This window comes from Aeromicrobium sp. SORGH_AS_0981 (assembly GCF_031453195.1).
Lineage (GTDB): Bacteria > Actinomycetota > Actinomycetes > Propionibacteriales > Nocardioidaceae > Aeromicrobium.
Map to the genome: position 1 here is coordinate 2,222,937 of NZ_JAVIZD010000001.1, position 12,624 is coordinate 2,235,560.

13 protein-coding genes are annotated in these 12,624 nt (G+C 72.7%); 8 read left to right on the forward strand and 5 right to left on the reverse strand.

Annotated features, from left to right (window positions below):
• Nucleotides 1-15 precede the first annotated feature (15 nt).
• The 5 genes from leuC (at nucleotide 16) to QE370_RS11245 (ending at nucleotide 4,523) form a co-directional block, all read left to right on the forward strand.
• Nucleotides 16-1,440: a 3-isopropylmalate dehydratase large subunit gene (gene leuC / locus QE370_RS11225; RefSeq protein WP_309634403.1), complete on the forward strand. Its 1,425-nt coding sequence runs from the start codon at nucleotides 16-18 to the stop codon at nucleotides 1,438-1,440.
• Nucleotides 1,441-1,442: 2 nt separating this feature from the next.
• Complete coding sequence (gene leuD / locus QE370_RS11230) at nucleotides 1,443-2,042, forward strand: 3-isopropylmalate dehydratase small subunit (protein WP_309634404.1); 600 nt, start codon at nucleotides 1,443-1,445, stop codon at nucleotides 2,040-2,042.
• A 127-nt stretch (nucleotides 2,043-2,169) separates the two neighbouring features.
• Nucleotides 2,170-2,646 carry a hypothetical protein gene (locus QE370_RS11235; protein WP_253026600.1) on the forward strand — a complete coding sequence of 159 codons (477 nt, stop codon included), beginning with the start codon at nucleotides 2,170-2,172 and terminating at the stop codon, nucleotides 2,644-2,646.
• A 60-nt stretch (nucleotides 2,647-2,706) separates the two neighbouring features.
• Entirely contained in the window at nucleotides 2,707-3,522 is an 816-nt protein-coding gene (locus QE370_RS11240) for a 1-acyl-sn-glycerol-3-phosphate acyltransferase (RefSeq protein WP_253026602.1), read from the forward strand.
• Nucleotides 3,522-4,523, forward strand: coding sequence for an NAD(P)H-dependent glycerol-3-phosphate dehydrogenase (locus QE370_RS11245; protein ID WP_309634405.1), 1,002 nt, complete (start codon nucleotides 3,522-3,524; stop codon nucleotides 4,521-4,523). The genes QE370_RS11240 and QE370_RS11245 overlap by 1 nt, the downstream gene beginning before the upstream one ends.
• Nucleotides 4,524-4,547: 24 nt before the next feature.
• Here the strand turns inward: QE370_RS11245 and QE370_RS11250 are convergent, their stop codons facing one another.
• Nucleotides 4,548-5,612, reverse strand: coding sequence for a PLP-dependent transferase (locus QE370_RS11250; RefSeq protein ID WP_309634406.1), 1,065 nt, complete (start codon nucleotides 5,610-5,612; stop codon nucleotides 4,548-4,550).
• A 116-nt stretch (nucleotides 5,613-5,728) separates the two neighbouring features.
• Between QE370_RS11250 and QE370_RS11255 the strand changes: the two genes are divergently transcribed.
• Complete coding sequence (locus QE370_RS11255) at nucleotides 5,729-6,802, forward strand: D-alanine--D-alanine ligase family protein (RefSeq protein WP_253026606.1); 1,074 nt, start codon at nucleotides 5,729-5,731, stop codon at nucleotides 6,800-6,802.
• Between the two features lie 663 nt (nucleotides 6,803-7,465).
• On the opposite strand, the gene QE370_RS11260 is transcribed toward QE370_RS11255, so the two are convergent.
• On the reverse strand, nucleotides 7,466-7,942 hold the full coding sequence (locus tag QE370_RS11260) for a DUF3515 domain-containing protein (RefSeq protein ID WP_253026608.1): 477 nt from the start codon (nucleotides 7,940-7,942) through the stop codon (nucleotides 7,466-7,468).
• On the reverse strand, nucleotides 7,921-8,157 hold the full coding sequence (locus QE370_RS11265; RefSeq protein WP_253026610.1) for an Lrp/AsnC family transcriptional regulator: 237 nt from the start codon (nucleotides 8,155-8,157) through the stop codon (nucleotides 7,921-7,923). The genes QE370_RS11260 and QE370_RS11265 overlap by 22 nt, the downstream gene beginning before the upstream one ends.
• A gap of 80 nt (nucleotides 8,158-8,237) precedes the next feature.
• On the opposite strand from QE370_RS11265, the gene QE370_RS11270 reads away from it, so the two are divergent.
• Entirely contained in the window at nucleotides 8,238-9,215 is a 978-nt protein-coding gene (locus QE370_RS11270; protein WP_253026612.1) for a thiamine-phosphate kinase, read from the forward strand.
• A gap of 30 nt (nucleotides 9,216-9,245) precedes the next feature.
• Here QE370_RS11270 and QE370_RS11275 read toward each other — a convergent pair whose 3' ends face one another.
• Nucleotides 9,246-10,700 (reverse strand): amidase, encoded by a 1,455-nt coding sequence (locus QE370_RS11275; protein WP_309634407.1) that lies wholly within the window; start codon nucleotides 10,698-10,700, stop codon nucleotides 9,246-9,248.
• Nucleotides 10,670-10,855: a 50S ribosomal protein L28 gene (gene rpmB, locus QE370_RS11280; RefSeq protein ID WP_055965440.1), complete on the reverse strand. Its 186-nt coding sequence runs from the start codon at nucleotides 10,853-10,855 to the stop codon at nucleotides 10,670-10,672. The genes QE370_RS11275 and rpmB overlap by 31 nt, the downstream gene beginning before the upstream one ends.
• 167 nt (nucleotides 10,856-11,022) lie before the next feature.
• Here rpmB and QE370_RS11285 point away from each other — a divergent pair, with 167 nt between their 5' ends.
• Nucleotides 11,023-12,618 carry a DAK2 domain-containing protein gene (locus QE370_RS11285; RefSeq protein ID WP_309634408.1) on the forward strand — a complete coding sequence of 532 codons (1,596 nt, stop codon included), beginning with the start codon at nucleotides 11,023-11,025 and terminating at the stop codon, nucleotides 12,616-12,618.
• Nucleotides 12,619-12,624: the final 6 nt, after the last annotated feature.

Sequence of the window (12,624 nt, forward strand, 5' to 3'; positions counted from 1 at the left end):
GGAGAGATGATCGCGATGGGCAGGACGCTCGCGGAGAAGATCTGGGACGACCACGTCGTCCGCACGGCAGACGGTGAGCCCGACCTTCTCTACATCGACCTCCACCTCATCCACGAGGTGACGAGCCCCCAGGCGTTCGACGGCCTGCGGCTCTCCGGTCGGCCCGTGCGTCGTCCCGACCTGACGCTCGCGACCGAGGACCACAACATCCCGACCACGGACCTCGACAAGCCGATCGCCGACCCGGTGTCGCGCACCCAGGTCGAGACGCTGCGTCGCAACGCCGAGGAGTTCGGCGTGCGGCTGCACCCGATGGGCGACATCGACCAGGGCATCGTCCACGTCGTCGGCCCGCAGCTGGGTCTCACCCAGCCAGGCATGACGATCGTCTGCGGCGACTCGCACACGTCGACGCACGGTGCGTTCGGCTCCATCGCCTTCGGCATCGGCACGAGCGAGGTCGAGCACGTGCTGGCCACGCAGTCGCTGTCGCAGGACAAGCCGAAGATGATGGCCGTCGAGGTCGAGGGCACGCTGCCCGAGGGCTCGACCGCCAAGGACCTCATCCTCGCGCTCATCACGCAGGAGACCACCGGTGGTGGTCAGGGCTACATCGTCGAGTACCGCGGCGAGGCCATCCGCGCGCTCTCCATGGAGGAGCGCATGACGATCTGCAACATGAGCATCGAGTGGGGTGCCAAGGCCGGTTTGATCGCCCCCGACGAGACGACCTTCGAGTACATCCAGGGCCGTCCGCACGCCCCGCAGGGCGAGGCGTGGGACGAGGCCGTGGCCTACTGGCGCGACCTGGTCACCGACGACGACGCCCACTTCGACAAGGTGGTGCACCTCGACGCCTCGCAGGTCACCCCGTTCGTCACGTGGGGCACGAACCCCGGGCAGGGCGCCCCGCTGTCGGCGACGGTCCCCGACCCCGAGAGCTTCGAGGACCCGATCGAGCGTGAGGCCGCCGCCAACGCGCTCGCCTACATGGGTCTGGAGGCTGGCACGCCGCTGCGCGACATCGCCGTCGACACCGTGTTCGTCGGCTCGTGCACCAACGGTCGCATCTCCGACCTGCGCCGCGCGGCCGAGCTGATCAAGGGCCACAAGGTCGCCGACGGCACCCGCATGCTCGTCGTGCCCGGCTCGGTGCGGGTCCGGCTGCAGGCGCAGGAGGAGGGCCTCGACCAGGTGTTCACCGAGGCCGGCGCCGAGTGGCGGGGCGCGGGCTGCTCCATGTGCCTCGGCATGAACCCCGACCAGCTCACGCCGGGCGAGCGCAGCGCCTCGACGTCGAACCGCAACTTCGAGGGTCGCCAGGGCAAGGGTGGCCGCACGCACCTCGTCTCGCCCGACGTCGCGGTCGCCACGGCCGTCCTCGGCCACCTGGCCAGCCCCGCCGACCTCGAGCCCGTCCGCGCGACCGCAGGAGTCTGACCATGGAGAAGTTCACCTCGCACACCGGCGTCGGCGCGCCGCTGCGTCGCAGCAACGTCGACACCGACCAGATCATCCCCGCCGTCTACCTGAAGCGGGTCACCCGCACGGGCTTCGAGGACGGCCTGTTCGCGGCCTGGCGCAACGACCCCGACTTCGTGCTCAACCGCGAGCCGTACGAGCACGCGACGATCCTCGTCGCGGGTCCCGACTTCGGCACCGGCTCGTCGCGCGAGCACGCCGTGTGGGCACTGCAGAACTACGGCTTCAAGGCCGTCATCAGCTCGCGGTTCGGCGACATCTTCCGCGGCAACTCGGGCAAGGCCGGTCTGCTGGCCGCGCAGGTCGACGAGAAGGTCGTGCAGCGGCTCTGGGACCTCCTCGAGGAGGAGCCGGGCGCCCAGATCACGGTCGACCTCGAGTCGCGCACGGTGCGGGCCGGCGAGGGTCCTGACGCGATCGTCGACTCGTTCACGATCGACGACTACACCCGCTGGCGCCTGCTCGAGGGTCTCGACGACATCGCCATCACGCTGTCGCACGACGACGACATCGCGGCCTACGAGCAGCGTCGACCGGCCTTCAAGCCGGCCACGCTCTGACCCTCGCCCGGACGTCCGTCCAGCGAGGTGCCGAGAGGCGCCATGCGCTCTTGACCGCACCCGCGGTGCCGGTGCGAGAGTGAGGCCGGAGTGGGTCCGCAGGGCCCGGGAGTGACGGGAGCCAGCGATGGTCGTGGTCGTGGAGGTCGCGTCGACCGTGCCGCTGCCGCGTGAGGCGGTGTGGGAGCGGGTGGCGTCGGTGGCGGGCATCCAGCACGAGATGCTCCCGTGGCTGCTCATGTCGATGCCGCGCGGCACCGAGCACCTCGACGTCGACACCCTCCCCGTCGGGCAGCCGCTCGGCAAGGCCTGGCTCCGGCTCCTCGGCGTCCTGCCGGTGGAGTACGACGACCTCACCGTGGTCGAGCTCGAGCCCGGCCGGCGGTTCCGGGAGGTCTCGCGGATGCTGTCCGCGCGTCGGTGGGAGCACGAGCGCACGCTGTCGTCGGTCGACGACGGTGCCACGCAGGTGCACGACAGGCTCACGATCGAGCCCCGCCTGCGCCATGGCGCCGGTGCCACCCGCGCGGTCGTGACGGCGATCTTCCGGCACCGTCACCGCCGGCTGGCCCGGTGGTGCGCGGAGCACCCGACGAGCCCCTGAGGACCCGACACGTGCCGCCCGTCACGCCGCAGGGTGGCCGCACGTCATAGGGTCGGCCCCATGGATCGTCCCCGGGCAGAGCTGCCGCGAGCGACCCGGTGGATCGTGCGGATCCTGCGGCCGTTCCTCATGGTCGTGACCCGGCGCGACTGGCGGGGTGTGGACAAGCTGCCGCGTGACGGCGGCTACGTGATCGCGCCGAACCACATCTCGCACCTCGACCCCATCCTCATCAGCCACTTCATGGTCGACCAGGGCGTGGCGCCGCGCTTCCTCGCGAAGGACACGCTGTTCTCCGTCACGGGTCTCGGGCCGCTGCTCGCCGGCGCGGAGCAGATCCCCGTGCACCGCAGCACCGAGGGTGCCGCGGAGTCGCTGCGCTCGGCCGTCGCCGCGGTCGAGGAGGGCAAGGTCATCTCGATCTACCCCGAGGGCACCATCACCCGCGACCCCGACCTGTGGCCGATGAGCGGGCGCACCGGAGCGGTCCGGGTCGCGCTCGCCACCGGACGTCCGCTCGTGCCGCTCGCGCAGTGGGGCGCGCAGCGCATCCTCTGGCCGTACACGAAGCTCCCGCGGTTCCTGCCGCGCAAGACCATCCACGTCGTGGTCGGCGACCCGGTCGACCTGTCCGACCTCGTCGGCCTGCCGATCACCGAGGACGTCCTGCGCACGGCCACCGACCGCCTGATGGACACGCTGACCGCCATGGTCGGCGAGATCCGCGGCGAGCTCCCCAGCGGCCCCCGGATCGACGTGCACACGCTCGCCGCCCCCCGGACCGCGTACCGTGCACCGACCGACGCGACCGACCACGTCGCCCCTCCAGCCGACCCCGCCCCGTCGGGCGCGGACGACACCCCGAAGGAGCCGTGATGGCCAGGACCGCCGTGATGGGAGCAGGATCGTGGGGCACCGCGTTCGCGCTGGTGCTGGCCGACGCGGGCAACGACGTGCGTCTGTGGGGCCGCCGCGCCGAGCTCTGCGACGGGATCAACGCGACGCACGAGAACGCCGACTACCTGCCCGGCATCGCGCTCCCGGAGACCATCCGGGCCACCCACGACCCGCGCGAGGCGCTCGCCGACGCGGAGGTCGTGGTGCTCGCCGTGCCGTCGCAGCAGCTGCGCGCCAACCTCGGCGACTGGGGCGACGCGATCGACGACGCCGCGGTCATGGTCAGCCTCATGAAGGGCGTCGAGCTCGGCACGCACCTGCGGATGAGCGAGGTGGTGGCCGAGCTGACCGGTGCCGGTCCCGAGCGCATCGCCGTGGTCACCGGCCCGAACCTCGCGAAGGAGATCGCCCGGCGCGAGCCGGCGGCCAGCGTGGTGGCGTGCGCCGACCAGGCCGTCGCCGAGCGGCTGCAGAAGCTGTGCCACACCGCTGCCTTCCGCCCGTACACGAACACCGACGTCATCGGGTGCGAGCTCGGCGGCACCACCAAGAACGTGATCGGCCTGGCCGTCGGCGTGTGCATCGGACTCGGCTTCGGCGACAACACCAAGGCGTCGGTGATCACGCGCGGCCTCGCCGAGACCGCACGGCTCGGCGTCGCGATCGGCGCCGACCCGCTGACCTTCTCGGGGCTCGCCGGCATGGGCGACCTGGTGGCCACCTGCTCGTCGCCGTTGTCGCGCAACCGCACCTTCGGCGAGAAGCTCGGTCAGGGCCTGAGCGTCGAGGAGGTGACGGCGCAGACCCGGCAGGTCGCCGAGGGCGTCAAGTCGTGCCGCTCCGTCGCGGAGCTCGCCGCCGCCCACGACGTGGACATGCCGATCGTCACCCACGTCGCCGCGCTCATCGCGGGCGAGATGGACCCCGAGGCGCTCGTGAAGGCACTCATCTCGCGCGAGGCCAAGCCCGAGGTCCGCTGACCCTCCCGCCGCCCTGCGCGGGCGTCAGATCGCCGCGAGGGACCGCTCGACGTCGTACCAGATGTCCTCGACGTCCTCGATGCCCACCGACAGACGCACGAGCGCCTCGGGCACCACGGCGGGCTCCGCCGCGTGCCGGCGACGTCGCTCCCAGGTCGACTCCACGCCGCCGAGGCTCGTGGCGTGGGTGATCACGTCGGACTGCTCGGTGACCTTCTGCGCCATCTCCGGTCCGCCCTGCACCTCGAAGGACAGGATCGTGCCCCAGCCGGGGTAGCGGATGCCGGAGACCACCGACGACGACTGCAGACGTCGGGCGATCTCGCGCGCGTTGGCCTCGGCGCGGTCGAGGCGGACGTGCAAGGTGCGGATGCCGCGGGTGGCGAGCCAGCACTCCATCGCGCCGGGGATGGCGCCGAGGTTCGCGCGGCGGGCCTCGATGGCGCGGTGCGCCCGCGGGTTGCCGGTGACCACGGCGCCGAGGATGACGTCGCTGTGCCCGGAGATGAGCTTGGAGGCCGAGTGCACGACGAAGTCGGCGCCCAGCTCGAGCGGCTTCTGCCGCAGCGGCGTCGCGAACGTGTTGTCGACGGCCACGGCCGTGCCGGCGCGCGCCGCCTCGGCCGCGATGTGCTCGACGTCGGCCACCTCCAGCAGCGGGTTGGTGGGCGACTCGAGCCAGACGAGCGCGGCGTCGTCGGCGGCGTCGACGACGGCCTGGGTGTCGGTGACGTCGACGAGCCGCAGGTCGATGAGTCCGCGCCGGGCGCGCTCGCGCAGCTGCACGAGCGTGCCGGAGTAGGCGCCCGCGGGGGCCACCACGGCCGCGCGGGCGGGCACGAGGTCGAACACGGCCGCGCAGGCCGCCTGGCCCGACGCGAACGCCAGGGCGCGACCGCCCTCCAGGGCTCCCAGCACCTCCTCGAACGCGGTCCACGCCGGGTTGCCGTGACGTCCGTACTCGGACTCGCCGCCGGGGACGAGGGCGCTGGCCAGCGTGATCGGCGCATTGAGCGCGGCCCCCGGGGTGCGAGCAGGACGCCCGGCTCCGACGGCGATGGTCGACGACGAGAGCTCGGGTCCGTGCATGACCTCCATTGTGCAGGCCGCCGCCGACACAGCCCAGGGGCCGAGGGCCTCTTCCGCCGTGACATGTTCCATAGGCTCCCGCGGCACGTCGTCGGCGCGGGCTAGGCTGACGGGCGATGAACGAGACCTCCAGCACCGTGCCCGCCCGTCCTCGGGTCGTCGTCCTCTTCGGCGGGCGTTCCAGCGAGCACGGAGTCTCCTGCCTCACCGCGCGCAACGTCGTGGCGGTCGTGGACCGCGAGCGCTACGACGTCCTCACCGTGGGCATCACGCCCGACGGCCGCTGGGTGCGCGACGACCTCTCCGCCCCGGTGCCTGCGAGCGGGCTGCCGGAGGTGGCCGTCGACGGGGAGCCGTTCGCGTGGGAGGAGCTGCGCGACGTCGACGTCGTACTGCCGCTGCTGCACGGACCCTGGGGTGAGGACGGCACCGTGCAGGGTCTGCTCGAGGTCGCGGGCGTGCGCTACGTGGGGGCCGGGGTGCTGGCCAGTGCGGTCGGCATGGACAAGCCGTTCACCAAGACGGTGTTCGCGGCTGCCGGCCTGCCGCAGATCCCGTACGTGACGATCCTGCCGGCCCAGTGGGACACCGAGCGCGACAAGGTGCTCGCGCGGGTCGGTGCGCTCGGACTGCCCGTGTTCGTCAAGCCGGCCCGGGCCGGGTCGAGCTCGGGCGTCACCAAGGTCGACGACGTCGGGTTCCTCGTCGAGGCGGTCGAGGCTGCCCGCAAGCACGACCCCAAGGTGATCGTCGAGGCCGCCGCCGTGAACAAGCGCGAGCTCGAGGTCGGCGTCATCCAGCAGCCCGACGGCACCCCGCTCGCGAGCGTGGTCGGCGAGGTCCGCAACGACGACACCACGCACGACTTCTACGACTTCGAGGCCAAGTACCTCGACGGCACGAGCGCCAACCTGGTGCCCGCCGACATCTCCGACGTCTTCGCCGCGCGCATCCGCGACTACGCCGTGAAGGCCTTCACCGCCATCGGCGGCGAGGGTCTGGCCCGCGTCGACTTCTTCGCCACCGACTCCGCCCCCGACGGCCTCGTCATCAACGAGATCAACACGATGCCCGGCTTCACGTCGACGTCGATGTTCCCCGTCCTCTGGGAGGCCACCGGCATCGGCTACGCCGAGCTCGTCGACCGGCTCCTCCAGCTCGCCCTCCACCGCTCGCCCGGGCTGCGCTGACGGGGTTCGTCCTCGTCCTCGTCGTGCGGCTGCGCTGCCTGCGGGGGTCTCGTCGTGGTGGTGCGCTGCCTCGGCTGGCGCTGGGGGTGGTCTCCGCAAGGGCCTCGACCGGGCGGTTGGCAGCGGCGGCGGCTCAGGTTCTCGGGCTGTGGCCCGCGGTGGACGCAAGATTCTGCGTTCGTGCATTGGAGAACCGAGGCTTCTGCGCATACTACGGGATCGCGTCACCAACGCAGGAGCGTTCGGGCTCCAGCGCACGAAGGAAGAATCGTGGGCGCTCTTGGGGGTGGGGTGGGCAGCGCTTCTCCCTTCTCGTGGCACGGTCCACGAGAAGGAAGAAGCACTGCCACCCCCGCCCCCCTCAGCGGTTGATCCACCACCTGTAGAGCGCTGGGAAGGGTGGCAGATCCACCTCCGACGGCGATGCGGTGGCAGGACTACCGCTCAGCGGGCGGGAACGCAGAATCTTGCGCCCAACGCGGGCCACAGCCCGAGAACCCAGACCAGCGCGGTCGCCAGCCGCCCGGTCGAGGCCCTTGCGGAGCGCAGGACGAGTCGTAGCCGCGCCAGCGCAGCCGCAGGTCGAGGTGAAGCCGCACCGACGCAGCCCCACCCGAAAGAGAAGCCACGACCCTGCACCCTGCAGGACAGGCCGCCGCGACGTCAGCCCTGGCAGCGCCGCTCGGCGGGGACGTGCTTCTCGATGCTGGCGGCGAGGTCGATGAGGACGTCTGAGGCGGGGTCGTGCACGGCGGGGACGTCGACCTCGACGTTGACGCGCCGGTAGACGGTCGTGAAGCGGAAGCCGTCGGCGGTCTGCTCGCCGAACCAGTCGACGTCGTCGAAGGTGGCGCACTGCGACGTCGGCTCGAACGCGTCGGGCGTGGGGACGCCGCAGCGCAGCACGACGGGCGGGTCGCCCCAGGCGGCGGCCGGCACGTCCTGCTCCAGGCCGCGCTTGTCGAGACCGCCGACGGAGGCGGGGAGGTCGGCGAGGAGCGCCTGGCAGTCGACGTCGGTGCCCGGCTCGGTCGGGTAGGCGTCGACGAGCACGCCGCTCCCGCAGGCGCTCAGCGGGACGACGACGAGGGCGGCGGCCAGCAGGCCGGCGCGACGAGTCAGATCTTGACGACGGGGCACGTCAGCGTGCGGGTGATGCCGGCGACCTTCTGCACGCTCTGCACGACGAGCGTGCCGAGCTGGTCCATCGACGGACCTTCGGCACGGACGATCACGTCGTACGGGCCGGTGACGTCCTCGGACACGGTGACGCCGGGGATCGCGGAGATCTCCTGCGCGACCTGGGCGGCCTTGCCGACCTCGGTCTGGACGAGGATGTAGGCGTGGACCGTCATGAGGACCTCCTGCTCGGGAACCTCGACACCATAGCCGACCACGCCGGTGTCCCGGCGTCCGGCTGGTCCACAATGGACGAGTGCCAGCGCAGCAGCAGGGTCCGGGGCCCGGGACGGTGTCCGACGTCGGCGAGTTCGGCCTGATCGACCGGGTCACGGAGGCTGGTGGCACGTCCGAGCGGGTGCTCATCGGGCCCGGCGACGACGCTGCTCACGTCCGCACCGCCGACGGCACCTTCGTCGTCTCCACCGACCTGCTCGTGGAGGGTCGACACTTCCGACGTGACTGGTCGACGGCCCTGGAGATCGGGCGGAAGGCGGCCGCGGCGAACCTGTCCGACGTGAACGCGATGGGCGGGGTGGCGACCGCGCTCACCGTGGGGCTCGGCGTCCCCGCCGACACGCCGTCGGCGTGGGTCGTGGAGCTCGCGAAGGGCTTCGAGCAGGAGGCCGCGGTGGTCGGCGCGCACGTCGTCGGCGGCGACATGACGGCGAGCGACGTGGTCGTCGTGGCCGTGACCGTCATGGGCGACGCGCCGCGTCCGGTCCGGCGCTCGGGCGCGCTCCCGGGCGACGTGGTGGCGGTGGCCGGACGCCTCGGCTGGTCGGCGGCCGGTCTCGCGACGCTGGGTCGGGGTTTCCGCTCGCCGAAGGCGGTGGTCGACGCCCACCGCGTGCCGACGCCTCCGTACTGGGCCGGCCGTGCAGCAGCCGACGCGGGCGCGACGGCCATGATCGACGTGAGCGACGGCCTGCTGGCCGACCTCGGCCACGTGGCACGCGCCAGCGGCGTCGTCGTCGACCTCCGGACGTCGGAGCTGACGATCGACGCCCCTCTGCTGACGGTCGGCGAGGCGCTCGGCCTCGACCCGCTCTCGCTCGTGCTGACCGGTGGCGAGGACTACGCGCTCGCGGCGACGTTCAGCGCGCCCACGGTGCTGCCCGACGGCTGGACGGTCGTCGGCGAGGTGCGCCACGTGCCCGAGGGCGCTGCGCCGTCGGTGCTGGTCGACGGCGCGGCGTGGGAGGGTGAGCCCGGCTGGCGTCACTGGCGCTGACCAGGCCCTCTCAGGCCCCTCGTCGCGCGGCTACGTGAGCGGCGCGACGCCGTCCTGGATGCGCGGGAACGGTCGCGCAGCCTCGAGCTCGTAGGAGAGCTCCAGCAGCAGGCGCTCCTGACCGTGCAGGGCCTGCAGCTGCACGCCGATCGGCAGTCCGTCGCCGGTGCGGCCGAGCGGCAGCGACACGGCGGGCGTCCCGGTGGCGTTGTTCAACGGCGTGAACGCGGCGTAGCGGACGAGCCGCTCGAACATCTCCGGGAAGGGCTGGTTCGGCGACAGGTGACCGAGGCGCGGCGTGGTGTGCGCGACGGTGGGGGAGAGGGCCGCGTCGAGCCGGTGCTGGGCGAAGTGTGCGCGCACCACGTGCTCGGAGCGCCTCAAGGTGCGGACGGTGCGCGGCAGGCGCCAGAACGAGCGGGCGAACCGAGCGGCGAGGAACCGGGTGAGCGGGTCGGTCGCGGTCTTGTCGAACTGGGGGTGCATCACACGACGCCCGAAGTGCTGGGTCGAGAACGCGAGCATGGCCCAGTAGTGCGTGAACGCGTCGACGAACGTGTCGTCGGCGGGCAGCGGCACCTCGACCACGTCGTGGCCGAGCGACGTGAGCAGCTCGGCGGTGGCGAGCACCGCGGCGCGCGTCTCGGCGTCGGTGGGGGTGTCGGTGAGCGAGTCGAGGACCAGCCCGACGCGCAGCCGCCGCGTCGACGGTCCCTCCACGAGACCTACCGCGGGCAGGCCGGGGGCCGTGCGGTGCGCCTCGGCGGCGGCGAGGAAGTGGGCGGTGTCGCGGACGGTCCGGGTCAGGACGCCGTTGCAGACGACGTCGACCGGCAGCTGCGCCGCGTGCACGTCGGGCGCGAGCCGACCTCGCGTGGGCTTCAGCCCGACGAGTCCGCAGGCTGCGGCGGGGATGCGGATCGACCCGCCGCCGTCGTTGGCGTGCGCGATCGGCACGACGCCCGACGCGACGAGCGCGGCGGCGCCGCCCGACGACGCACCGCTGGAGAACGCGGTGTCCCAGGGGTTGCGCGTGGGGTCCCACTGGTCGAACTCGGTGCTGGCGCTCCAGCCGAACTCCGGCAACGAGGACTTGCCCAGCGGCACCAGCCCGGTCGCGCGCAGCTGGGTCGTGAACGGGGCGTCGGCCGCGGCGGGGACGTCGGGCAGGGCCCGGGAGCCCTGACGGGTCGCCAGACCGGCGACGTCGGTGTTGTCCTTGACGTACGTCGGCACGCCGGCGAGGCGGCCGGTGAGCGGACCCGCGGCCAGCCTCAGCCCTCGCTCGACGTCGTCGACGACGATCGCGTCGAGGTGCGGCTCCACGCACGCAGCGCGGTCGACGGCTGCCTGAGCAGCGTCGACCGCGCTGATGTCGCCGCGACGGATCGCGGCTGCCAGGGCGACGGCGTCGAGCTCACCGAGCGCGTCGTCGCCGAAGGCGTGGACCTGCCTCAGCGGCTGACCTTGCCGGCCTTGAGGCACGACGTGCAGACGTTGAGGCGCTTGGGCGTGCCGTCGACGACGGCACGCACGCGCTGGATGTTGGGGTCGAAACGACGCTTCGTGCGTCGGTGCGAGTGGGACACGTTGTGGCCGAAGCCGGGTCCCTTGGTGCACACGTCACAGACCGCTGCCACAGCGACCACTCCTGCAAGCTCGAGAACGGGTTCGTCGGACGACGAACGTACGAAAGGTGTGCCCGGTGAACGGGCAACCACGTAAGGATAGCCGATGCCCCGGCGGCGGGGCCAATCGCCCTCGCGGTACCCGGCGGCACGTCGGTGCACCACGCTAACCTGCCCCCATGGTCCTGCGCCTGCGAGCCGACGCCTTCCGCGCGTGGACGCAGCTCTGCGTGCAGGCGCTGTCCACGGCGCGCGCCGAGATCGACGCCCTCAACGTCTTCCCCGTGCCCGACGGCGACACCGGCACGAACGCGTACCTGACCTTCGTGGCCGGTGCCGACGCCGTCGCGGCGCTGCCCGACGACGTCGCGCTGCCCGACCTGGTGCGGGCGCACACCGACGGCCTGCTCATGGGCGCCAAGGGCAACAGCGGCGTCATCCTGTCCCAGCTCGTCCGAGCGGTGTTCGGCGACCTCGACCTCGACGCCGAGGTGCGCGCCGACGACGTCGCGCATGCGTTCCGCGCCGCGTCCGACGCCGCGCACGCGGCGGTGGGCCGCCCCGTGGAGGGCACGATCCTCTCGGTCGCGCAGGCGGCTGCCGACGGAGCGCAGGACGCCGTCGAGTCCGGCGCCGAGGCGCGCGACGTGTTCGCCCTGGCGGCCGCGTCGGCGAGGGTGGCCCTGGAACGCACGCCGGAGCAGCTCGCGCGGCTCGCCGAGGCGGGTGTCGTCGACGCGGGCGGTCGCGCGCTCGTGGTCGTCCTCGACGCCACCGAGCGGGCGCTCACGGGTCGTGCGCCCACCCCGTCCGCGCAGCACGTCCCCACGCCGCTGGCCGCGTCGGGCGACGACTTCGTCGAGGGCGGTCCGGCGTACGAGGTCATGTACCTCCTCGACGCCGACGAGAGCGAGATCGCGCCGCTGCGGCACACGCTCGACGCGCTGGGCGACTCGCTGGTGGTCGTCGGCGGCGACCGGCTCTGGAACGTCCACGTCCACGTCGACGACGTCGGGGCCGCCATCGAGGCGGGCCTGCAGGCGGGTCGGCCCTACCGCATCGCCGTCACGCACTTCGCCGACCAGGTCGCCCGTCAGCAGGGTCGGCAGCGGTCGGGCCGGGCCGTGGTCGTGGCCGCCACGGGTGCGGGGCTGGCCGACCTCTGCCGCGAGGCCGGTGCCCACGTGCTCGAGTTCACGCGCGAGCGACCGGTCGACGTCGCCACGATGCTCGAGACCCTGCGCGGCCTCGACGCCGAGGAGGTCGTGGTGCTGCCGAACAACCAGCGCTACGTCGGTCTGTTCGATGCCGCCGCCAAGCAGGTGAGGGCCGACGGCGTCCGCGTCGCGGTCATCCCGACCCACGCGCAGGTGCAGGGCCTGGCGGCGCTGGCCGTCCACGACCCCGGGCGCGACTTCGACGAGGACGTCGTCGCCATGTCGAGCGCGGCGGCGCACACCCAGCACGGCGCCGTCACGGTCGCGGTCGAGCCGGGCATCACCATGGCCGGTCCGTGCGAGGCCGGCGACGTGCTCGGCGTCGTCTCGGGCGACTTCGCGGTCGTCGGCTCCGACGTCGCCGAAGTGGCCGACGCGGTGCTCGACCGGCTGCTCTCGCCCACCGCGGAGCTCGTCACCCTCGTCGTCGGCGACGGTGCCGACCACACGGTCGCGCAGACGCTGTCGCGCCGGCTGCGCGACGAGCGCGTCGACGTCGACGTCGTCGTGTACGAGGGCGGCCAGGAGAACTACCCGCTGTTCGTGGCGGTCGAGTAGGGGTGC

Coding starts and splice junctions, on each gene's coding strand:
- QE370_RS11250 (WP_309634406.1), bottom strand. CDS start 5,612: ATGCACGGACCCGAGCTCTCGTCGTCGACCATCGCCGTCGGAGCCGGG.
- QE370_RS11235 (WP_253026600.1), top strand. CDS start 2,170: ATGGTCGTGGTCGTGGAGGTCGCGTCGACCGTGCCGCTGCCGCGTGAG.
- leuD (WP_309634404.1), top strand. CDS start 1,443: ATGGAGAAGTTCACCTCGCACACCGGCGTCGGCGCGCCGCTGCGTCGC.
- QE370_RS11255 (WP_253026606.1), top strand. CDS start 5,729: ATGAACGAGACCTCCAGCACCGTGCCCGCCCGTCCTCGGGTCGTCGTC.
- leuC (WP_309634403.1), top strand. CDS start 16: ATGGGCAGGACGCTCGCGGAGAAGATCTGGGACGACCACGTCGTCCGC.
- QE370_RS11265 (WP_253026610.1), bottom strand. CDS start 8,157: ATGACGGTCCACGCCTACATCCTCGTCCAGACCGAGGTCGGCAAGGCC.
- QE370_RS11240 (WP_253026602.1), top strand. CDS start 2,707: ATGGATCGTCCCCGGGCAGAGCTGCCGCGAGCGACCCGGTGGATCGTG.
- QE370_RS11245 (WP_309634405.1), top strand. CDS start 3,522: ATGGCCAGGACCGCCGTGATGGGAGCAGGATCGTGGGGCACCGCGTTC.
- QE370_RS11285 (WP_309634408.1), top strand. CDS start 11,023: ATGGTCCTGCGCCTGCGAGCCGACGCCTTCCGCGCGTGGACGCAGCTC.